This window comes from Polaromonas sp. P1_F4, assembly GCF_056405675.1.
Map to the genome: position 1 here is coordinate 101,817 of NZ_JBFUBP010000003.1, position 18,597 is coordinate 120,413.

Sequence of the window (18,597 nt, forward strand, 5' to 3'; positions counted from 1 at the left end):
CTTCGAAGCCCGTTCAGGGACTCAGCGTGAGCCGGTGCACGTAGGTTGACGGGTTCATCTGCAACGGCCGGTATTGCACTGCGGCCCAGCGGTCCTTCATGTCGCGATAGCGCCCGGAAAACACCAGGCCGCTTTGCCCCGTCTGGTAAATGAAGCGTGAGTTCTCCAGGTCTGCGAGGTCATACACGGCCCGCAAAGAAGCGGCCTGCCTGTTGGCGAAAGGCGTCGCGTCCCCGGTCGCCCAGTACTGCCCCACGTTGACGGTAAAGGTATCGCCACCGGTGGGAACGCGGACATCAAAGAACTTAGCGAGCCAGAGCACGTTGCCAAATGGCTTGTGGGCAGACAGCGCGAAGTGCGCCCTGCCCCAGCTCCAGGCCTCTACGTCGTTCCCATAGGCTGCCTGCAGGCGGTCCAGTGCCCGGTTCAGCGCCGCGGCAGATTGCGCCGCACAACCAGCGGTGCCGCACCAGCCGGTGTCGTTGTGCTCGAGAATGTCTTCCAGCGTGCTCCTGAAATGGCGCTTGCCGTAAAGGGCCTTGAACGCCGGCTCACCCAGTTTTGCACCGATGATGCCCCGTGTCAGCTCGTCTGCCCAGGCGGCAAACACCAGCGGCGCCGCGTGGTCGGCATTCATGGTCCCGTCAAATCCCGCCATCTTGCGGCGTACCGCTTCCGCCAGCGGATGGCCGGGGGACTGTGACAGCGTTTCCTGCAGGAAAGGCAGGAGCCGCACCGTGGCCGCCGAGAACTGGTCACCCTGTATTTTTTGCATGGACCCTATGGTGTGCCTGGGTGTGGCAGCCAGCAATTGTTCAATGCGGTTGTAGCGGTAAGGCACGGTCCAGTCCTGCCCCATGAAGAAGGGATAAGCAGGTGGCGTAATGCGCTGGTTCGCCGTAGACCACCAGCCCTTGGCCTCAATCGCCGAATTGGCAGCCTCGGGCGTTTGCACATAAGGCACCCAGCCTGCCCAGTCGTATCGTGCCTCCCAGCCGGGGGACGGTGCGGTCCCGAGGATGTCGTTATCGGGTTTTCGCAGCGGCACCTTGCCGACCGCCTTGAAACCGGTTTGGCCGAAGACATCCGCGGTCACAACGTTTTGCATGGGCGAGTGATAGGCCGAAAATGCCGCAAGCAACTCCTGGGCAGACTGTGCCCGGTTGGCGCGCAGGCCTGCCAGCACGGTCTGGTTGTCGGCATCCAGGGCACTCCAGCGCAACGCGATCACATATTTGCGGATGTCTAGCAGGTCGGCATGCGACTTCTGGACATCGCTGAGAACGGGGCCGTGGCGGCTTTCCCGCATATTGAGCACCACGTCAGGCTGGCCTTTCACCTTGATCGTCTCGCTGCGAACCTTGAAGTCTTCCCAGGCCATGTCAGCGTTGGCGCCGCCTGCATGGGGTATGCGGTACTGCTGTGCATTGGCGGGGTTGACCTGCTCCAGGTACAAATCCTGCACATCCGGGGCGGTGTTGGTGAAGCCCCAGGCCACCTTTCCGGTATGCCCCATCACCACAAAGGGCAAGCCGGGCAATGTCGCGCCGATCACGTCCAGCCCCGGCGCACTCTCGCCGTTGGCAGTCCTGCCTTCGGGTGCCTGCAGCCGTGCGAAATACCAGACCGCCGGCGCCGACAGTCCCAGGTGCGGGTCGTTGGCGAGCAGCGGCTTGCCGCTGCTGGTATGGGAGCCCGCCACCACCCAGTTGTTGGAGCCTTTGCCCTCTACGTCACCGAGCGCCAAGGCCCAATCGTTGATGTTCGAAGCCAGGGCAGCGACGTTCAGTGGTCGATTTTCAGCCTCAAATAGCCTTACAGACCTTGATTGACGGGCGCCGGCAGCTATCTTTTTAGTAGCATCCGGGAGGTCGGACCGGTAAATGCCCAAGCCCGCATACAGCTTGGCAAAGTCCACTTTCGAGGCGGGTTGTTCGCCCGGATAAGGTGGGAACAATTGCTGGAGTTCTGCGGGCTTTAGCAGCCGGGCGGCCGACAGGCGCGCGAACTCGGTGCCCCAGTTGCCGCCCAGGTCCAGCGCCATCATCAGCGACCATGCGACGCTGTCGGTGGGAGACCAGGCTTTGCCGGAAAAGCCTCCGGGCTTGACGCCCACGATATGGAACTCGGGAGACAGCGCCTGCGAAGAGCCCTGATAAAAAGCATTGATGCCATCGCTGTAGGCCTGCATCGCATCGCGCCCCTCGGCTGGCAGGTTCTGCCATTGGCGTTCGGCAGCCTGCACAACACCCAGGGTGCGCAGCAACTTGTCGGTTTCAAGTGTGGCCGGGCCAAACACCTCGGACAGCTCACCGTGCATGACCCGCCGGTTGAACTCCAGCTGCCAGCCACGCTCCTGTGCATGGACATAACCAAGGGCAAACCAGGCGTCGTGGGGCGACTGGGCCTTGATATGGGTGACATCCGCGGTGTCACGGGCAACCGATACGGAGCCACGCAAGCCCGTGGCCTGGAGTTCACCGTCGAGTGCCGGGAAGGTCCGGTAAATATAGAAACCCGCCACAGTGGCGGCGATCAGCAGCAACACCAGCAGCGCAGCAGAAATGCGTTTGAACCAGACCATCATGTTCCATCGGGTGATACGGATAGCACAGCCAGGTGCCCATGGCGATGAGCAGTTGGCATGCCAGGCAGAACTGCGTCGGCCCCTGCCGGCAAGACGCTATTTTGTTTGAAGATGGACTTTGCCGTCAGCAAACTTGAAACTGACGGTAGGCACCGTGAAGTCTTCAAAGGGAGCGCCCAGAGCAATCTCACCCTCTTGCAGCAACACACATTCCTGCCGGCGCAATGCCACGACAGCTGCGCTGTCGGAAAATCGCACCCAGGTGCCATAACTGCTGACATCTTCAAGGTAAAACTTGCCGGCACGCCATTCAATTCTGGCGTGCCTGCGGGAAACGCGCGGATCTTGAACCACAAACTGCGCGTCGTGGTCTCGTCCCAGGAAAATCGGCAACTCACCCGAGGCGAACTCGGTATTGATGTCCAGCCAGCACAACTCGATCGACGCCAGAGCCAGGGGCTGCGGGGCCGAGTGCGCCGTCAGGCTGGAAGGTACGGTAAATGATTCGGTCATGACTTCTGCCTGCCATTCGATGCGGTGGACCAGGCAGGCTTCGGTGCGGCCACGAATGTCCATGGCGCCAAGATTTCGGGAGCGTACGAGTGTGTCGGCTGGCAGCTTTTCGATGACGGCTTCGGTCGCGAGTATCTGGTCCGGGCCGGACAGATCGCTCAACCGGGAGGCCACATTGACGGCGTCGCCGAAGCAATCGCCGTCCTGCTCGACAATTTCACCCCGTGCCACGCCCAGCTGCAGCCGCATCTTGAGGTGCTCGGGCCAGTTCCGGATACGGTCGCGGTGAACCCTCTGCAGCTCGGTTACGGCGTCAACGGCGTCTGCGTTGTCTGGAAACACCACCAGCACACCGTCGCCCAGGTATTTCACAACGTGACCGCGATAGGCCACGCTGACCTTGCCTATCCACTGCGTCAAACGTGTGATAGCCTGAGTTGCCTTGGCATTGCCCAGCGATTCAAAAACCCCGGTGCTTCCGGTGAGATCGGCAAAAACGACGGTGACTTCTGCCATAGGGTCTATGTAACTGCTTGTAGCTATCTTGCGCAATTAAAACATAAGCATGATTACGACAAGGAGAAATTGCGTGCCAAGACCCGCAACTGTAACTAAATGTTTTAATCTTCCATCCATCGGCAGCGTTGAACCAGGCGGCTCAAGCCACGGCGGCTTTTAGCTGGATGGCCTTGAATTCCAGAAATTCTTCAAAACCGTAAACGCCGTTCTCGCGGCCATTACCCGATTGTTTGTAGCCACCAAACGGCGCCTGACCGTTGAAAGGTCCGCCATTGATATCCACCTGTCCCGTGCGCAAGCGGCGCGCCACTTTCATGGCCCGTTCGTCGGTGCCGCCCCACACCGCACCGCCAAGACCGTAAATGGTGCTATTGGCAATCGACACCGCCTCATCCTCATCCTTGTAGGAAATAACGACCAGGACCGGGCCGAAGATTTCTTCCTGTGCCAGTGTGTCTGTCGCCTTGATACCCAGGATGGTGGGTTGGACAAAATAGCCCTGCGCAAAATCAGGCGCCTCAGCACCGCCGGCAATCACATCCGCACCTTCTTCAATGCCGGTTCGGATAAAACCGAGCACGCGGTCACGCTGGGCTGCACTGACCAGCGGTCCGAGTTTGCTGGTTTCCACCAGGCTGGGGCCGATACTGAATTTCGCGACAGCTGCCTGTGCGAGCGCCTTGGCTTCCTCGTAGCGCCCGGCCGGCACCAGCATGCGGGTGTGGGCCGAACAGGTCTGGCCGCTGTTGAGCATGCAGGCCGATACAGTGCCTTTGACCGCAGCTTCGAAATTGGCATCTTCCAGGATGACACTGGCCGACTTCCCGCCGAGCTCGAGCGCTACCCGCTTGACCGACTGGCTGGCCAGTTCGCTCACACGTTTGCCTGCCCGGGTAGAGCCGGTAAAGCTCAGCATGTCGACTTCGGGATGCGTTGCCAGCACCTCGCCCACCACGGGGCCTACACCGTTGACCAGGTTGAACACACCGGGCGGCAGGCCGGCCTCATGAATGATTTCAGCCAGGATCATGGCGTTGACCGGGGCGATTTCGCTGGGCTTGAGCACCACGGTGCAACCTGCCGCCATGGCGGGGGCGATCTTGAGTGTGATCTGGCTGAGCGGGAAATTCCAGGGCGTGATGCACCCCACGACACCGATCGGCTCGCGTACCACGAGCGAGTTGCCGACCTGCTTTTCCCATTCGAACTGGCGGGCCACCTTGGCAAAGTTTCCCCAGTGCCATGCAGGCCCCCCTACCTGCACGGCCCGGGCCATCTTCAGGGGCATGCCCACCTCGCGCGCAATGGCTACCGCCAGGTCTTCGGTGCGAGCCTTGATGCCGGCGGCCACTTTATCCAGGTAAGCAGCGCGCGTCTCGACGGGCAACGCAGACCATCCGTCAAACGCAGCCCGGGCCGCCAATACCGCGGCCTCTGCTTCCCCGACCGTACCGGACGGCACGGTTGCCATCACCTCTTCGGTGCTGGAATCATGGACAGAAAGGGTCTTCGAAGACTGGGCTTTGACCCACTGGCCGTTGATGTAATGCGCGGGATAGGCGGTCATTGTGGTGTTCATATCGGGGTCTGGCTGGGGCTGAAATTGGGATGAATGGTGGAAGGGTGACTTTTGTCTACAGCTGAAACTTAATGTAAGCCTAAAGATTTAAACGCTGTTCAATACCAGAATCGACTTGACATCTAGTTACTAACTCCTTGATTCATTTGTTGTTTTGCGTTAACCATTTCACACAAAACGTCTTGCAAATGAACCGCCGCAGTCTTAATCTAACAGAACAAACCGTTCCTCGGGAACGTGAACAAATACCCTACGGATGCCCGGTAGAAAGTTGTGAGACACATGCGCTGGTTAAAACCGAATCTGAAAAGCAGTTTCATGGCTTTGCTGGGCACTGGTGAAGTCACTGCTTCCGTTCTGGAAGACCGCACCGAAGAAATCCGCCAATTCATCCTGGATGAGCTTGGCGAGTTTGGTGAAAAGCACTACCCCAAGATCACGCGCCGCGTGCGCTACGCCCAAGACGTTCAAGGCCTGTGGTACACCCGCGGCGACATCATGGCGGTGCTTGCTGCCATGCATGGCGAAACAGTTGCCCGCGAAAAAGTCAGCCGTATCAGCGACAAATTCAAAGGCATGCTGCCGCGCGGCCTCAGTTCCCGGTCCAGTCCCCTGACAACCTGACCTTCCAACTTTCAGTTTTTTCGCTTTTTCCGCCTGTTTTTTTCCGTTTTCTTCCTGGCCTCCAAGGCTATTTTTAAACCAGCTTCGTGCTGGTTTTTTTTTCCCTGAACACAGCCGCCGGCAGCCAAGCCCAGCCGGGGCCGGGCGGTTAAGGCCGGTTAGTGCTGATGGCCCCAGAGCAGGAAAGCATCCCGGTCTTCTACCACCAAGGTAGTTTTGCAGCCCACAGGCAGCAGGACCTTGGTTGGCACGTGGCCGAACGGCAGGCCGGTCAACACGCGCGCCTTCACCTGCTCCTGAAGCCAGGCAATGACGGTATCCAGCTTGAAGCCTTTGTCATTCGGCGCCAGTTTGTAGTTGGTGAACTGGCCGAAAATGATTGCTTTCTGCTCCGCCAGAACGCCGGCTTGCAACAGTTGCGTGAGCATGCGCTCCACCCGGTAGGGGTGTTCGCCGACATCCTCGACAAACAGGATGCCGCCTTTGACGGCCGGCAGATAAGGCGTTCCCACCAGCGCAGACAGGATGGCTAGGTTGCCACCCCAGAATACCGCGTCTTTAATGGTGAATCCGGCTCCAGCCTTTGCACCACGAGCGGAAGCAGCTATTAAATTCATAGCAGACTTGGGCAACTGCCAGCCGGTGCCTTCGCCCTGCCCTGTGACCAGGTCTTCAAAGCAGGCTTCCATGATGTCATCGGGTTCCTTCGCTCCAAAGTCGTCCAGCGAGGGGCCCGCCCAGGTCATCGCGCCGGTTTTGGCGAGCAAGGCCATCTGGAAGGCCGTGAAGTCGCTCAGACCGACAAAGCGCGTGCCTCCTGCAGCAGCCTTGGCGACCGCTTTGTAGTTGATCTTCGGCAGGATACGGGTGAGGCCGTAGCCGCCGCGGGAGATCAGGGCGATGTCGGCCCCACTGGCTGCCGCACGGTGAATGGCGGCAAGCCGGGTTTCGTCGTCGCCGGCAAAACGCTGATGCTGCGCCAGCGCATCGGTATCGATTTCAACTTCATGTCCCTGGGACTCGAGGCGCTTCACGCCACGCTTGAAACCTGCTTTGTCACGCACCGCGCTGGAAGGGGAATAGATGTAGATATGTTTTTTCACGGATGCAAGTATCCCATCCCGCGAAGGCCCTCGCCCCTTCCCTGCCGCGGATTGCAGAAGGTATAAACGAGTCAACCATGCTCCTTTACCTGCTTGACCTCTTCGGCGTTGCCGTGTTTTCAGTGAGTGGCGCACTGGCGGCGGGACGCCTGCAGCTTGATTTGCTGGGTGTGCTGGTCCTGGCCTCGCTGACGGCCATCGGCGGAGGCACCCTGCGGGACTTGCTGATGAACCGGCACCCGGTGTTCTGGATGGCCAACCCCACCTACCTGCTGGTGATCTGCGCGGCGGCGCTGGGCACAGTGCTGTATGTACAGCTCCTGCCGATTCCCGCGCAAGCCCTGCTGGTGGCCGATGCCTTCGGCCTGGCCCTGTTTGCCCTTTCAGGTGCGCAGCTGGCTGAGGCGGCACGGCTGTCGCCCATCATCGTGGTGTTGATGGGCACCATGACCGGCGTGGCCGGCGGCGTGATGCGCGACATCTGCAGCAACCAGATCCCCCTGCTGCTGCGCCAGGACATTTATGCCAGCGCGGCGATTGCCGGAATTGTGCTGTACCTGGCGCTCAAGGCGCTGGGCCTGAAACCCTCCTGGGCGTTCGGCACCGGGCTGGTGACCGTGGCAGCGCTGCGGCTGAGTGCTATCTTCCTGGGTTGGCACTTGCCGGTCTTCAGGCTGGCGGGCTGAAAAACCGCACTGCTTGCTGCGCAATCGGCTCACCATGCTCTTGCACAAAGTGGCCGGCCTGCGGCAGCGTCACGGGCTCGCCGCAACCGCGGATCAGGGCTTGCAGTTCTTTCATAACGGGCGGGCCCAGCACCGGGTCTTGCGTACCCACCACCATCAATGTCCGGCCGGTCCAGTCGTTGTGCCAGAAGGCGCGCGCCTGGCGTGAAATGGCCGCGCCGTCAGCATCAGGTGCATCCGGCACCATGGGCGGGAACGCGCGCAGCGCGCCGCGATGCCCTTTGTCCGGAAACGGCGCTTTGTAGGCCGCGCACTCTGCGGGGCTCATCTGCGGATTGCCGCGCGCAAAAAGGCGCGCCACATCAAACTCGGGGTTTTTGGCGCACATCTCGCGCCAGGCCACAAAGCCTGCTGGCAAGGGGGCATCCCCGGTGCCCAGCAGGGTGTTCATGACCAGCAGGCCCTTGTAGCGATGCCGCGCGGCCATCGGCAGCGTCAGGCCCAGCAGGCCACCCCAGTCCTGCACCACCAGCACGACGTTTTGCAGGTCCAGCTTTTCCACCAGCTCGAGCAATATTTGCCGGTGGGCGCTGAAGCTATGAAAGCTGTCCTTCTTGGGCTTGTCGCTTTTGCCAAACCCGATCATGTCCGGGGCGACAACGCGGTGCCCGGCTTGCAGCAGCGGCGGGATCATCTTGCGATAAAGATAGCTCCAGGCCGGGTTGCCGTGCAGGCACAGAAAGGTCAGGCCGCCCTCGCCTGCTTCGCCTTCGTCCAGGTAATGCATGCGCAAACCGCCCAGTGCCGGCAACTTGCTGATATAGCGTGGCTGCCACGGGTAGCCGGGCAATGCATCGAACGCGGCGTCGGGCGTGCGCAATGCATCGTCGCGCAGCGGGTGGGTCAGCCGCGATGCTTCACGCTGCTCATCCCTGCGCCGGCGAAAGAACTCCTGCAGCAGAGCGCTGCATTCCGCAGCCAGCACCCCACCCTGCAGATGGGTCTGGTGGTTCAGCCTGGGCTCGGCAAACAGGTCGATGACCGAGCCGGCGGCACCGGTCTTGGGGTCGGTCGCACCGAACACCACGCGTTTGAGCCGGGCATGCAGCATGGCGCCGCTGCACATGGCGCAGGGCTCCAGCGTGACAAACAGTTCGCAATCGTCCAGCCGGTAGTTGCCCAGCGCCTGAGCCGCCGCACGCAACGCCACGATCTCGGCATGCGCCGTCGGGTCGTGCCCGTCTACCGGGGCGTTACGGCCGGTGGCAATGACCTCGCCACGCCGTACCACCACTGCGCCCACAGGCACTTCACCCGACGCGGCTGCCTGACGGGCCTGCGCAAGCGCCTGCTGCATGAAAGTGATGTCATTCATTTGCTATTATTTTAATAGCTGCTTGCGCCCGTCCTGAAAGGGCTACAGCCTGTTTTTTCCTAAATTACTTGTCGTCCTGCGACGGCCGGGGTTGCTGCATCAGGCTTTCCACGGACTGTTTGACCTGCTGCTGCACTTGCCGGCTTTGTTCTTGCGGCGTGGCGCCGCCAGAGACTGCGGGCACGCCGGCCGCCGGTGGGCTTGTCAGCTGGCTGCCCAACTGCTTCTTGACCAGGAACCCCACGATGGCCAACACGACCAACAAGCTCACGATGCTGAACATGGCGCGCATTTCAGGCCTCCGTTGACGTGTTGCTTGGGCCGGCCATGCCCAGGCGGGCCATCCAGTTGGCCAGGCCACGCTCGTTTTCATTGCCGGCCGCGTAAATGGCCTTCATCGCTGCGTGGGACTCGGGCCTGTGCTGGTTGATCTTGACCTTGCATTGCAGATCGGTCACCTGCAATTCAAAGGCCACAATGCCGGCCAGCATTTTGTGGGCAAACTCTTCGCCCAGGCCACGCCATTGCTCGGCGTAAGGTGGCTCATGGTCGCCAATCAGCTTTTTAAGCAGGCGGTCTTTTGCCAGGGGATCTTCGATCAGCGTGGCCTGCACGGTGCAATGCACCGCCAGGTAGTTCCAGGTCGGCACCCGCGCCAGGTCTGGGTAGACCTTGGGCGACAGGTAGGCGTGGGGCCCGAGAAAGGTAGCCACGGCCTGCGGGCGTGCCTGCAGGTAGCGCCAATGCGCATTGGGCTTGGCCACGTGGCCAAGCAGCACCAGTTGATCGCCGCGGTCTTCCAGATGCAAGGGCAAATGCGTGACATAGGGAAGGCCGGCGTCATCGACACTGATCAAGCTGGCAAAGGGGTGTTCCTGGATCAGCGCCGCTGCCTTTGCGCGGTCGCCTTTGAATTGGGGCGGCATGTACATGGCCTGAAGCATAGGCCAAAACCTGGATCTGGCGACGGCTTGATCAGCCGGAAATTTCCGGGAGATCCGTGCCCGGGGCGCAAGACTCAGGGGCGCAACGGCCACCGGGCCAATGGAACGTGCAGCGTCTGGCCGATCAGGCTGCGCACAAGAATAAACTCGCCGGCCGTCCAGGTGATCGGCTCGACCGGCTGTTCGGCCACCGCGCGGTCGTCGTAAAGCAAGGTGACGTGGGGCGTGTAGGCCGGTTTCGCCCAGCGCCCCAGCCCGGCCTTGGTCATCTCAATGCCCAGCGCCCGCTGGAACGCCATCAGGTCGACAAGGCCGGCGTCACCGCGCAGGACAAAAGGCCGGTTGCGGGGAGAACTGGAGAAACTGACGGCTCGGTCGAAGGTGACGGAAAACGGTGGAACCTTGACCGCTGCGGCGGCTCGGCCTGCCATCTCAATGACGCCCTGGGGCAAGCCGGCGTAATCACCCAGGTGATGAAGCGTGATATGAAAGCGCTCGGTTTTCAGCGGTGCACCATGCAGGCCGTGCTCTGTGCGCAATTGCCGGGCACACTGCGCAATACGCTCGGCGGTCTCAGCATCAGGAAAGAGCGCGAAAAACAGCCGGTCCGTCGGCGCCGGCGTGTCATCAAAGCCGGGTAATGCGGATTGCCCGGACATGGGTCTCAGCTCCTCATTCCCACTCAATCGTAGCCGGCGGCTTGCTGCTCACGTCGTAGGTCACGCGGTTGATGCCGCGCACTTCATTAATGATACGGCCCGAGACTTTTTTGAGCAGCGCGTAAGGCAGCTCGGCCCAGTCGGCCGTCATGAAATCGCTGGTCTGCACCGCGCGCAAGGCCACGACGTAGTCGTAAGTGCGGCCGTCGCCCATCACGCCCACGCTTTTGACCGGCAGGAAGACGGTGAAGGCCTGGCTGGTGAGGTCGTACCAGGTCTTACCGGTTGCGACATCCTTGAAGTTGCGCAGCTCTTCGATGAAGATCGCGTCGGCGCGGCGCAACAGGTCGGCGTATTCTTTTTTGACTTCGCCCAGGATGCGCACACCCAAGCCGGGGCCGGGAAACGGATGGCGGTACACCATGTCGTGCGGCAGCCCGAGAGCGACGCCCAGTTCGCGAACTTCGTCCTTGAACAACTCGCGCAAAGGCTCGAGCAGCTTGAGACCCAATTGCTCAGGCAGGCCGCCGACGTTGTGGTGGCTCTTGATGGTGACGGCCTTCTTGCTCTTGGCGCCGCCGGATTCGATCACGTCGGGGTAAATCGTGCCCTGGGCCAGCCATTTGGCGCCCTTGTGGCCGCCGGTGCCGGCCTTGAGCCGGGCCGCTTCTGCCTTGAACACCTCAACGAACTCGCGGCCGATGATCTTGCGCTTGGCTTCGGGTTCGCTGACGCCTGCCAGGTGGCCGAGGAACTGGTCGGCTGCGTCCACGCGGATCACATTGGCGTGCAGCTTGCCGACAAACATCTCCATGACCATGTCGCCCTCGTTCAGGCGAAGCAGGCCGTGATCGACGAACACGCAGGTCAGCTGGTCGCCGATGGCGCGGTGGATCAGCGCCGCAGCCACTGAAGAGTCAACACCACCGGACAGACCCAGGATGACTTCCTCGTCACCCACCTGCGCGCGGATTTTTTCGACTGCTTCGCTGATGTAGTCACCCATGACCCAGTCCTGGCGGGTGCCGCAAATATCGAGCACGAAGCGCTTGAGGATGGTGTTGCCCTGCTTGGTGTGCGTGACTTCGGGGTGGAACTGCACCGCGTAAAAACGGCGGTCTTCATCGGCCATGCCAGCGATGGGGCAGGAATCGGTCGAGGCCATGAGCTTGAAGCCCGGCGGCATTTCGGTGACCTTGTCGCCGTGGCTCATCCAGACGTCGAGCATGCCCTGCCCTTCGGGCGTGGTGTAGTCGGCGATGTCTTTGAGCAGCGCCGTGTGGCCGCGGGCGCGCACGTCGGCGGAGCCGAATTCGCGCTTGTGGCCGCCTTCGACCTTGCCGCCCAACTGGTGCGCCATGGCCTGCATGCCGTAGCAGATGCCCAGCACGGGAAGACCCAGTTCAAACACCGCTTGCGGCGCCTTGTCGGTGGTTTCTTCGTAGATGCTGGCATGGCTGCCGGACAGGATGACGCCCTTGAGCGTGCCGTCTTTGGCGTATTCGCGGACCCATTCGTCGCTGACGTCACAGGGATGGACTTCGCAGAACACATGGGCGTCACGCACGCGGCGGGCGATCAGCTGGGTGACCTGGGAGCCGAAATCGAGAATGAGGATTTTCTGGTGTTGCATGAGGGGCTTCTTCAAGGCAAAAAAAGAAAGGGCGTCTTTCAAGACGCCCTGGCCGGCTGGGTCAAACTCAATCAGCGCGGTAGTTGGGTGCTTCTTTCGTGATCTGCACGTCGTGGACATGGCTTTCACGGATGCCGGCAGAAGTAATTTCCACGAACTCGGCCTTGTCACGCATGTCCTCGATGGTGGGGCAGCCGCAGTAGCCCATGCTGGCCCGCAGGCCGCCAGCCATCTGGAACACGATGGCGACCATGGAGCCTTTGTAGGGGACGCGGCCTTCAATGCCTTCGGGGACCAGCTTGTCGGCGTTCGGGTTGCCGGTGCTGGACTCCTGGAAATAACGGTCTGCGCTGCCCTGCTGCATGGCGCCAATGCTGCCCATGCCGCGGTAGCTCTTGTAGCTGCGGCCCTGGAACAGGATCACTTCACCGGGTGCTTCTTCGGTGCCGGCGAACATGCCGCCCATCATCACCGTGTTGGCTCCGGCGGCAATCGCTTTGGCGATGTCGCCGCTGTAGCGGATGCCGCCGTCGCCGATCAACGGAACGCCGGTGCCGCGCAAAGCCGTGGCGACGTTGTCGATGGCCATGATCTGCGGCACGCCCACGCCCGCAACGATGCGGGTGGTGCAGATGCTGCCGGGGCCGATGCCGACCTTGACGCCGTCGGCGCCGGCCTCAACCAGTGCCAGCGCCGCGGCGCCCGTGGCGATGTTGCCGCCAATCACGTCGACCTGGGGATAGTTCTGCTTGACCCAGCGGACCCGGTCGAGCACGCCTTTGCTGTGGCCGTGGGCGGTGTCCACCACAATAGCGTCGACGCCGGCTTTGACCAGCGCTTCGACGCGCTCTTCGGTGCCCTCGCCCACCCCGACAGCCGCACCCACACGCAGCTTGCCGTGCAAGTCACGCGCGGCATTCGGAAAGGTGGTCTGTTTGGTGATGTCCTTGACGGTGATCAGGCCCTTGAGCTCGAAATCGTCGTTGATCAGCAGCACACGTTCGAGGCGGTGTTTGTTCAACAAGGCCTTGGCGTCGGCCAATGAAGCGGTTTCAGAAATGGTGATCAGGCGCTCGCGCGGCGTCATGATGGTGCTGACCGGCACATCCATGCGGGATTCGAAGCGCATGTCGCGCCCGGTGACGATGCCGACGACCTTGCCCCCATCAATCACGGGAAAGCCGGAAATGCCGAGTTGCTCGCTGAGCGCCATGACCTGGCGCACAGTATGCGTGGGGGTGATGACCACCGGGTCGCGCAGCACGCCGCTTTCGTAACGCTTGACCTTTGCAACCTCGGCTGCCTGCTGCTGTGGCGTCAGGTTTTTGTGAACAATGCCGATGCCGCCTTCCTGCGCAATGGCAATGGCCAGCCGGGCTTCGGTGACCGTGTCCATGGCTGCTGACACAAGCGGCAGATTCAGGCGGATATTTCGGGAGAACTGGGTGGAAAGTGAAGTGTCCTTGGGCAGGACCTGGGAGAACGCTGGCACCAACAATACGTCGTCGAAGGTGAGCGCTTTGCCGAGTAGGCGCATAGGGATGGCTCCAAAAACACGATTGTACCCTTGTCGCCACACGCCGTCGGTACTTACCCCTAGCAGCCCTTCACGGCCTTCGCCCCTGCGTGCCAAGTGGTTGTAAAAAAGCCGCTTTACCCGTCAGCCGCAAGAAAACCGGACGGCACGGCGCTACACTGGTGAAATGCACTTCAAATCCGTTTTTCGCCCCCTCCTGCTGGCGCTCGCCTGCGGGTCATTTGCGCTGACCGCGTTCGCCCAATGGCAGTGGATCGACAAAGACGGCCGCAAGGTCTATAGCGACCGTTCGCCGCCCGCCGACATTCTGGAAAAAAACATCCTGAAGCGGCCGGGTGGCATGGCGCGAACGGCAGCAGCCGCTGATCCCGCCCCCAGTGCAGCCGATCCGGCTGCCCCGGCATCGTCTGCACCGGCCGGTAAAGCCAGTGCGCCCAAACTGTCTGGTAAGGACACCGAGCTTGAAGCCAAGAAAAAGCAGGCCGATAGCGAAGAAGCCGCCAAGAAAAAAGCCGAAGAAGAAAAGCAGGCCAAAATCAGGGCTGATGCGTGCGATCGCGCCAAACGGTATTTGAGCACCCTGCAATCGGGCGTGCGGATTGGAACGACCAATGCCAAGGGTGACCGCGAGGTCATGGATGACGCAAAGCGTGCGGAAGAATCCAAACGCGCCCAAGGTATCGCAGACGCAAGCTGCAGCAAATAGCAGTAGCAGGCGCCTCGCCAGCTCAGGCCGGTTTGCTGCATCCCGCCTTCTGGCCTTCTTTTTTAATAGCCCGCTTTGGCTCCGGGCCGCACTTTGGCGAACAGCCCGGCGCTTTTGGCTCCCTGCCGGCTGAAACGTTCGCGCCGTGCAACCTTGGGATCCACCCGAAGACCGCGGTAGACCTCAACCCTGTCATGGTCATGCAGCGCATGCCCCAGGGTGGTTTTACGGCCCCAGATACCGACGACCGGGCGGCTACCCTGCTGCAACTCCGGGAATTCATCAAAAACCCCGGCCGCAGCAAGCGCCTGCGCCACTGTTGTGCCCGCTGACAGCTCCAGCACCCACTCGCGAACCTGCCGCGGCGCCGCTGAATAGACCAGGGTGACTTTGAGCGGAGCGCCGCCCTCAGGCTTCGCCATAGACGTCTTCAGCCCTTTTGACAAACGCATCCACCAGGCTTCCCGCTATTTTTTCGAAAACGGGACCGACCAGTGCCGCCAGCGCGGCATTGTCAAAGTCATAACGCAGCGTGAAGTCCACCTTGCAGGCTCTTTCATCGGCCTTGCCGACGGGCGTGAAATCCCAGTGGCCGTCGAGCTTTGAAAACGGGCCGTCGACCAGTTTCAGGCTGACTTTCCGGTTTTTTTCGTGTGTGTTGCGGGTAGTAAAGCTTTGCGTCAGTCCGGCCAACGAGATGCCGACCTTCGCTGTCATGCCGCGCGCGTCTTCCTCCAGCACAGCGGCCTGGTCACACCATGGGAGAAACTCGGGATACCTTGCGACATCAGTGACCAGCCCAAACATTTCGGCGGCGCTGTACCAGATTAAAACGGACTTGTGAACGGTTTTCATACAATCGAGGGCTGGGCGCAATTGTATTAGCCACTTCGCGGGCACTGTACTTTTCAGATTTCGCCCTTACCTTTTATCCATGGCCACCAAAGAAGCATCCTCCTCCAAAAAACCGGCCGCAACGCCCTCTGCCAATCTTTCACCCAAGGCAGCGGCGGCGGCCGTACGCATTGCCGACAATAAAAAGGCCCTTTTCAATTACCAGATTGAAGAGCGCTTTGAGGCAGGCATGGTGCTCGAAGGCTGGGAAGTGAAGTCCCTGCGCGAAGGCAAGGTCCAGCTTACCGACGGCTATGTCGTTATTCGCAACGGGGAACTCTTCATCATCGGCTGCCAGATCAACCCGCTGGGCACGGCGTCTACCCATGTGCGTCCCGACTCGGTGCGCACCAAGAAACTCCTGATGCACAAGGAAGAAATCCGCCGCCTGATCGGCAAGGTCGAGCAAAAAGGTTTCACCCTGGTGCCGCTGAACATGCACTGGAAAGCCGGCAAGGTGAAATGCGAGATCGGCCTGGCCAAAGGCAAGGGCGAGCACGACAAGCGCGACACCATCAAGGACCGTGAAGGAAAGCGCGAGGTTGAGCGCGCGATGAAGTCGCGCAACCGCTAGGGCTTATTGCAAAACGCGGCGTCCGCCGCTTGCCCTTCTCCGGAAATCGTGGAAGTATGTTTCGAGTAAGCCCGGGTCTGCCGGTGTTTATGCTTGTGCAGCCATCCGCTGTTATTCACCGGAGCTTTTCCATGAAATTCCTGACGACCGCCTTGTTGACCGCCGCCCTGCTGGGCGGCTGCGCTTCCACGACATCAAAACATCCCGCCACCGTCACCGATGGCGTGCTGGTCGGGCCCAACGGCATGACGCTTTACACCTTCGACCGCGACACCGCCGGTAGCGGCAAGTCGGTCTGTAATGGCCAATGCGCGGCCAACTGGCCGCCCCTGGTGCCCACCGCGACGGCTCAGCCGCTGGGCGACTACACCATCATCACCCGTGATGATGGCAGCCGGCAGTGGGCGGTGAAGGGCAAGCCGCTGTACTACTGGGTCAAGGACGCCAAGCCCGGGGACAAGACCGGCGACAACGTCATGAATACCTGGCGCGTCGCCCGTCCCTGAGCAAACGACTCAGAGCTCGCGCAGCGGGTGTTCGTCCGCCGTCCAGGGGCTGACAAAAAAAGCATCGGCCATACCGGGCTTCACGTCTTCGATGCGCGCGGGCATCCACTGCGGCTTGTAGTCCTTGTCAACGGCCAGCGCACGTATGCCTTCGACGGTTTCGCTGGCTGCGCCGGGACGCAGGTGAAAGCACTGGTACACCATGTCACGCTCCATGCGCAGGTCATCGGCCAGTGTCATGGTGCGGGCGCGGCGGATCTGCTCCAGCGTCACATGCAGCATCAACGGTGAACGCTTGCGCAGGGTGGCGGCCGTCTTCAGCGCCCAGGGGTCGGTTGAAGCCTCCAGCGCATCCACGATGTGTTTGACCCGTGCCAGCGAAAAATAGGCATCAAAATGGCCGGTAGCCGAAACAGGACGGGTGCCACCAGCTATCAATTCAGTAGCAACCCACTGCTCTGCCTCAGCAGCTGAAGCGAAAGCCCGGCCGCCCAGGGCGTCCCAAAGTGCCGGCAGGCGGGCTGCGTCCAGCTTGACGTCCGCCAGGCCGTAGCCGATGGCTTCATCCGCACCGATCACGTCACCCGTGAGTGCCAGGTACTCGCCGGCGTGGCCTGGGCAGCGGCTCAGGAAGTAGCCGCCGCCGACGTCCGGAAACAGGCCGATGTTGGTTTCCGGCATGGCCATTTTGGTGTGCTCGGTGACGATGCGCACCTTGGCACCCTGGCTGATTCCCATACCGCCGCCCATCACCACGCCGTCCATGAAGGCAATGTACGGCTTGGGATAGTTGTGGATCAAGTGGTTGAGCGCGTATTCCTCGGTGAAGAAGTCCTCCAGCGCGGAATCGCCCGCGAACACCGCCTGGTGGAAAAAGCGGATGTCGCCGCCCGCGCAAAAACCGCCGAAGAAGCTCTCGGGCGTGCCGGGCTGGCCTTTCTTGTTGGTGCCGCGTATCGCCACCAGATGAACCTCAGGGTCGTCACGCCAGGCCAGCAGGGCGGCGGACAGGTCCCGGATCATGGCCAGCGACAACGCATTGAGCGCCTTGGGACGGTTCAGGGTAATGAGCCCGGCACTGCCGCGCCGCTCGACCAGCACATCGTTTCTGCTAACGGTATTCATGCCCGCTGCCTCCATCCAACCAGTTCATTGACCACCAGCGCACCTATCACCAGCGCGCCGCCGGTCAGCACACTCGCGCCAGGTACTTCACCCGCGCCAAACCAGGCCAGCAAAATACCAAAAATCACTTCCAGCAGCGCCAGCAGGGCGACTTCCGGCGCCTTGAGAACGCCGGCACACATCACCGACAGCACGCACGGGATGGCCAACTGAACCAGACCCAGCAAGGCCAGCAGGCCGACGTCATGTGGCGTGGCGGAAAACGGGAACGACAAGGGCAAGGTAGCCAACGATGAGATCACCGCCCCCACCAGCACGGCAGGCACCAGGTCGATGTTCTTGCCGTGGGCACGGCTGTGCTGCACCACGGTCCAGTTGCTGGCGCTCGCCAGCGGCACCATCAGGGCGACCAGTGTTCCGCCCAGGTGGCTGGAAAGGTCCATCTGCCCGCCGTACATCCACGCAATACCGGCGCCCGCCATGGCAATGGCCAGCCAGGTGCGACCGGGAATGCGGTGGCCGATAAACGCGCGCGCCAGCAAAGCCGTGATGAAAGGGCTCACCGCCATCGTCACCAGCACATTGGCCACCGTGGTGAGCGTCAGCGCCACCATGAAAGCCGTGAACATCACGCTCCAGCAGAAACCGGAAATCCAGAGCGCCGAGCCACCGTTGCGGATTTTGGTGAACACCGCCCTGCCTTGCCACAGCGGCAAGATCACCAGCAAAGAGACCACTGTGAAAAAGCTGCGCCAGAACGTGACTTCAAAACTGCGCGCCGACTCCAGATGGCGCGTGACCACGCCCGCAATCGACCACATCATGGTCACGAAGATCATCAAGACGACAGCTTTGGAATGCGTGAGTTTCATAGGCTTGTAATCAATTCAGGCAGCTATGCGAACACAAAAAAGTTAAAAAGGCCGCTGGAGCTTGCACACACAGCGGCCTGGTTTCAAGCGATCCACCCCGCTGCCCGGCGAGTCTCTGTCTCATACCAGCAGGGGCCGCGGAACCGGCTTTGCCGGGCCGC

At 61.3% G+C, this 18,597-nt stretch carries 19 protein-coding genes; 5 read left to right on the forward strand and 14 right to left on the reverse strand.

Features of this window, described 5'->3' with window-relative positions; all coding sequences use genetic code 11:
* Window positions 1-13: 13 nt before the first annotated feature.
* The 3 genes from AC1DYQ_RS08040 to AC1DYQ_RS08050 all read right to left on the reverse strand — a co-directional run bounded on the left by AC1DYQ_RS08040 (window position 14) and on the right by AC1DYQ_RS08050 (window position 5,198).
* Window positions 14-2,584: a penicillin acylase family protein gene (locus AC1DYQ_RS08040; RefSeq protein ID WP_477686616.1), complete on the reverse strand. Its 2,571-nt coding sequence runs from the start codon at window positions 2,582-2,584 to the stop codon at window positions 14-16.
* A 99-nt stretch (window positions 2,585-2,683) separates the two neighbouring features.
* Window positions 2,684-3,616 (reverse strand): FHA domain-containing protein, encoded by a 933-nt coding sequence (locus AC1DYQ_RS08045; protein ID WP_457282786.1) that lies wholly within the window; start codon window positions 3,614-3,616, stop codon window positions 2,684-2,686.
* A gap of 142 nt (window positions 3,617-3,758) precedes the next feature.
* Window positions 3,759-5,198 (reverse strand): aldehyde dehydrogenase family protein, encoded by a 1,440-nt coding sequence (locus AC1DYQ_RS08050; RefSeq protein ID WP_477686359.1) that lies wholly within the window; start codon window positions 5,196-5,198, stop codon window positions 3,759-3,761.
* Between the two features lie 282 nt (window positions 5,199-5,480).
* On the opposite strand from AC1DYQ_RS08050, the gene AC1DYQ_RS08055 reads away from it, so the two are divergent.
* On the forward strand, window positions 5,481-5,822 hold the full coding sequence (locus AC1DYQ_RS08055) for a hypothetical protein (protein ID WP_457282784.1): 342 nt from the start codon (window positions 5,481-5,483) through the stop codon (window positions 5,820-5,822).
* A gap of 158 nt (window positions 5,823-5,980) precedes the next feature.
* Here AC1DYQ_RS08055 and AC1DYQ_RS08060 read toward each other — a convergent pair whose 3' ends face one another.
* The gene (locus AC1DYQ_RS08060; RefSeq protein ID WP_477686360.1) at window positions 5,981-6,925 is read right to left on the reverse strand and encodes an LD-carboxypeptidase; all 945 of its coding nucleotides are present in this window, start codon (window positions 6,923-6,925) and stop codon (window positions 5,981-5,983) included.
* A 77-nt stretch (window positions 6,926-7,002) separates the two neighbouring features.
* Between AC1DYQ_RS08060 and AC1DYQ_RS08065 the strand changes: the two genes are divergently transcribed.
* Window positions 7,003-7,611, forward strand: a complete 609-nt coding sequence (locus tag AC1DYQ_RS08065; protein WP_477686361.1) for a trimeric intracellular cation channel family protein — start codon at window positions 7,003-7,005, stop codon at window positions 7,609-7,611.
* Here AC1DYQ_RS08065 and tadA read toward each other — a convergent pair.
* The 6 genes from tadA to guaB all read right to left on the reverse strand — a co-directional run bounded on the left by tadA (window position 7,595) and on the right by guaB (window position 13,759).
* The gene (gene tadA, locus AC1DYQ_RS08070; protein WP_477686362.1) at window positions 7,595-8,986 is read right to left on the reverse strand and encodes a tRNA adenosine(34) deaminase TadA; all 1,392 of its coding nucleotides are present in this window, start codon (window positions 8,984-8,986) and stop codon (window positions 7,595-7,597) included. The two genes, AC1DYQ_RS08065 and tadA, sit on opposite strands and share 17 nt — an antisense overlap.
* A gap of 64 nt (window positions 8,987-9,050) precedes the next feature.
* Window positions 9,051-9,278 (reverse strand): hypothetical protein, encoded by a 228-nt coding sequence (locus AC1DYQ_RS08075; protein WP_477686363.1) that lies wholly within the window; start codon window positions 9,276-9,278, stop codon window positions 9,051-9,053.
* Window position 9,279: 1 nt separating this feature from the next.
* Window positions 9,280-9,918: an FMN-binding negative transcriptional regulator gene (locus AC1DYQ_RS08080; protein WP_477686364.1), complete on the reverse strand. Its 639-nt coding sequence runs from the start codon at window positions 9,916-9,918 to the stop codon at window positions 9,280-9,282.
* Window positions 9,919-10,004: 86 nt separating this feature from the next.
* Window positions 10,005-10,589, reverse strand: coding sequence for a 2'-5' RNA ligase family protein (locus AC1DYQ_RS08085; RefSeq protein WP_477686365.1), 585 nt, complete (start codon window positions 10,587-10,589; stop codon window positions 10,005-10,007).
* Window positions 10,590-10,602: 13 nt separating this feature from the next.
* Entirely contained in the window at window positions 10,603-12,222 is a 1,620-nt protein-coding gene (gene guaA / locus AC1DYQ_RS08090) for a glutamine-hydrolyzing GMP synthase (protein ID WP_477686366.1), read from the reverse strand.
* A 67-nt stretch (window positions 12,223-12,289) separates the two neighbouring features.
* Complete coding sequence (gene guaB, locus AC1DYQ_RS08095) at window positions 12,290-13,759, reverse strand: IMP dehydrogenase (RefSeq protein WP_477649390.1); 1,470 nt, start codon at window positions 13,757-13,759, stop codon at window positions 12,290-12,292.
* Between the two features lie 166 nt (window positions 13,760-13,925).
* Here guaB and AC1DYQ_RS08100 point away from each other — a divergent pair, with 166 nt between their 5' ends.
* On the forward strand, window positions 13,926-14,465 hold the full coding sequence (locus tag AC1DYQ_RS08100) for a DUF4124 domain-containing protein (RefSeq protein ID WP_477686367.1): 540 nt from the start codon (window positions 13,926-13,928) through the stop codon (window positions 14,463-14,465).
* A gap of 62 nt (window positions 14,466-14,527) precedes the next feature.
* Here the strand turns inward: AC1DYQ_RS08100 and AC1DYQ_RS08105 are convergent, their stop codons facing one another.
* Both AC1DYQ_RS08105 and AC1DYQ_RS08110 read right to left on the reverse strand, forming a co-directional pair.
* Window positions 14,528-14,887: an RnfH family protein gene (locus tag AC1DYQ_RS08105; protein WP_477686368.1), complete on the reverse strand. Its 360-nt coding sequence runs from the start codon at window positions 14,885-14,887 to the stop codon at window positions 14,528-14,530.
* A complete protein-coding gene (locus tag AC1DYQ_RS08110) occupies window positions 14,874-15,320 on the reverse strand; it encodes a type II toxin-antitoxin system RatA family toxin (RefSeq protein ID WP_457282773.1) in 447 nt (148 codons plus the stop codon). The genes AC1DYQ_RS08105 and AC1DYQ_RS08110 overlap by 14 nt, the downstream gene beginning before the upstream one ends.
* A gap of 79 nt (window positions 15,321-15,399) precedes the next feature.
* On the opposite strand from AC1DYQ_RS08110, the gene smpB reads away from it, so the two are divergent.
* Window positions 15,400-15,933, forward strand: a complete 534-nt coding sequence (gene smpB, locus AC1DYQ_RS08115; RefSeq protein WP_477686369.1) for an SsrA-binding protein SmpB — start codon at window positions 15,400-15,402, stop codon at window positions 15,931-15,933.
* A 131-nt stretch (window positions 15,934-16,064) separates the two neighbouring features.
* Entirely contained in the window at window positions 16,065-16,439 is a 375-nt protein-coding gene (locus AC1DYQ_RS08120) for a COG4315 family predicted lipoprotein (protein WP_477686370.1), read from the forward strand.
* Between the two features lie 9 nt (window positions 16,440-16,448).
* Here the strand turns inward: AC1DYQ_RS08120 and AC1DYQ_RS08125 are convergent, their stop codons facing one another.
* Both AC1DYQ_RS08125 and AC1DYQ_RS08130 read right to left on the reverse strand, forming a co-directional pair.
* Complete coding sequence (locus AC1DYQ_RS08125; RefSeq protein ID WP_477686371.1) at window positions 16,449-17,564, reverse strand: enoyl-CoA hydratase/isomerase family protein; 1,116 nt, start codon at window positions 17,562-17,564, stop codon at window positions 16,449-16,451.
* Window positions 17,561-18,436 carry a DMT family transporter gene (locus tag AC1DYQ_RS08130; RefSeq protein ID WP_477686372.1) on the reverse strand — a complete coding sequence of 292 codons (876 nt, stop codon included), beginning with the start codon at window positions 18,434-18,436 and terminating at the stop codon, window positions 17,561-17,563. Before AC1DYQ_RS08130 ends, AC1DYQ_RS08125 begins: the two co-directional genes overlap by 4 nt.
* Between the last annotated feature and the right edge of the window lie 161 nt (window positions 18,437-18,597).

Bases quoted from the DNA above. Each gene is read 5' to 3' on its own strand.
- guaA (WP_477686366.1), bottom strand. From the start codon at position 12,222: ATGCAACACCAGAAAATCCTCATTCTCGATTTCGGCTCCCAGGTCACC.
- AC1DYQ_RS08110 (WP_457282773.1), bottom strand. From the start codon at position 15,320: ATGAAAACCGTTCACAAGTCCGTTTTAATCTGGTACAGCGCCGCCGAA.
- smpB (WP_477686369.1), top strand. From the start codon at position 15,400: ATGGCCACCAAAGAAGCATCCTCCTCCAAAAAACCGGCCGCAACGCCC.
- AC1DYQ_RS08100 (WP_477686367.1), top strand. From the start codon at position 13,926: ATGCACTTCAAATCCGTTTTTCGCCCCCTCCTGCTGGCGCTCGCCTGC.
- AC1DYQ_RS08130 (WP_477686372.1), bottom strand. From the start codon at position 18,436: ATGAAACTCACGCATTCCAAAGCTGTCGTCTTGATGATCTTCGTGACC.
- AC1DYQ_RS08125 (WP_477686371.1), bottom strand. From the start codon at position 17,564: ATGAATACCGTTAGCAGAAACGATGTGCTGGTCGAGCGGCGCGGCAGT.
- AC1DYQ_RS08120 (WP_477686370.1), top strand. From the start codon at position 16,065: ATGAAATTCCTGACGACCGCCTTGTTGACCGCCGCCCTGCTGGGCGGC.
- AC1DYQ_RS08050 (WP_477686359.1), bottom strand. From the start codon at position 5,198: ATGAACACCACAATGACCGCCTATCCCGCGCATTACATCAACGGCCAG.
- AC1DYQ_RS08085 (WP_477686365.1), bottom strand. From the start codon at position 10,589: ATGTCCGGGCAATCCGCATTACCCGGCTTTGATGACACGCCGGCGCCG.
- AC1DYQ_RS08075 (WP_477686363.1), bottom strand. From the start codon at position 9,278: ATGCGCGCCATGTTCAGCATCGTGAGCTTGTTGGTCGTGTTGGCCATC.
- AC1DYQ_RS08080 (WP_477686364.1), bottom strand. From the start codon at position 9,918: ATGTACATGCCGCCCCAATTCAAAGGCGACCGCGCAAAGGCAGCGGCG.
- tadA (WP_477686362.1), bottom strand. From the start codon at position 8,986: ATGAATGACATCACTTTCATGCAGCAGGCGCTTGCGCAGGCCCGTCAG.
- AC1DYQ_RS08065 (WP_477686361.1), top strand. From the start codon at position 7,003: ATGCTCCTTTACCTGCTTGACCTCTTCGGCGTTGCCGTGTTTTCAGTG.
- AC1DYQ_RS08045 (WP_457282786.1), bottom strand. From the start codon at position 3,616: ATGGCAGAAGTCACCGTCGTTTTTGCCGATCTCACCGGAAGCACCGGG.
- AC1DYQ_RS08105 (WP_477686368.1), bottom strand. From the start codon at position 14,887: ATGGCGAAGCCTGAGGGCGGCGCTCCGCTCAAAGTCACCCTGGTCTAT.
- guaB (WP_477649390.1), bottom strand. From the start codon at position 13,759: ATGCGCCTACTCGGCAAAGCGCTCACCTTCGACGACGTATTGTTGGTG.
- AC1DYQ_RS08055 (WP_457282784.1), top strand. From the start codon at position 5,481: ATGCGCTGGTTAAAACCGAATCTGAAAAGCAGTTTCATGGCTTTGCTG.
- AC1DYQ_RS08040 (WP_477686616.1), bottom strand. From the start codon at position 2,584: ATGGTCTGGTTCAAACGCATTTCTGCTGCGCTGCTGGTGTTGCTGCTG.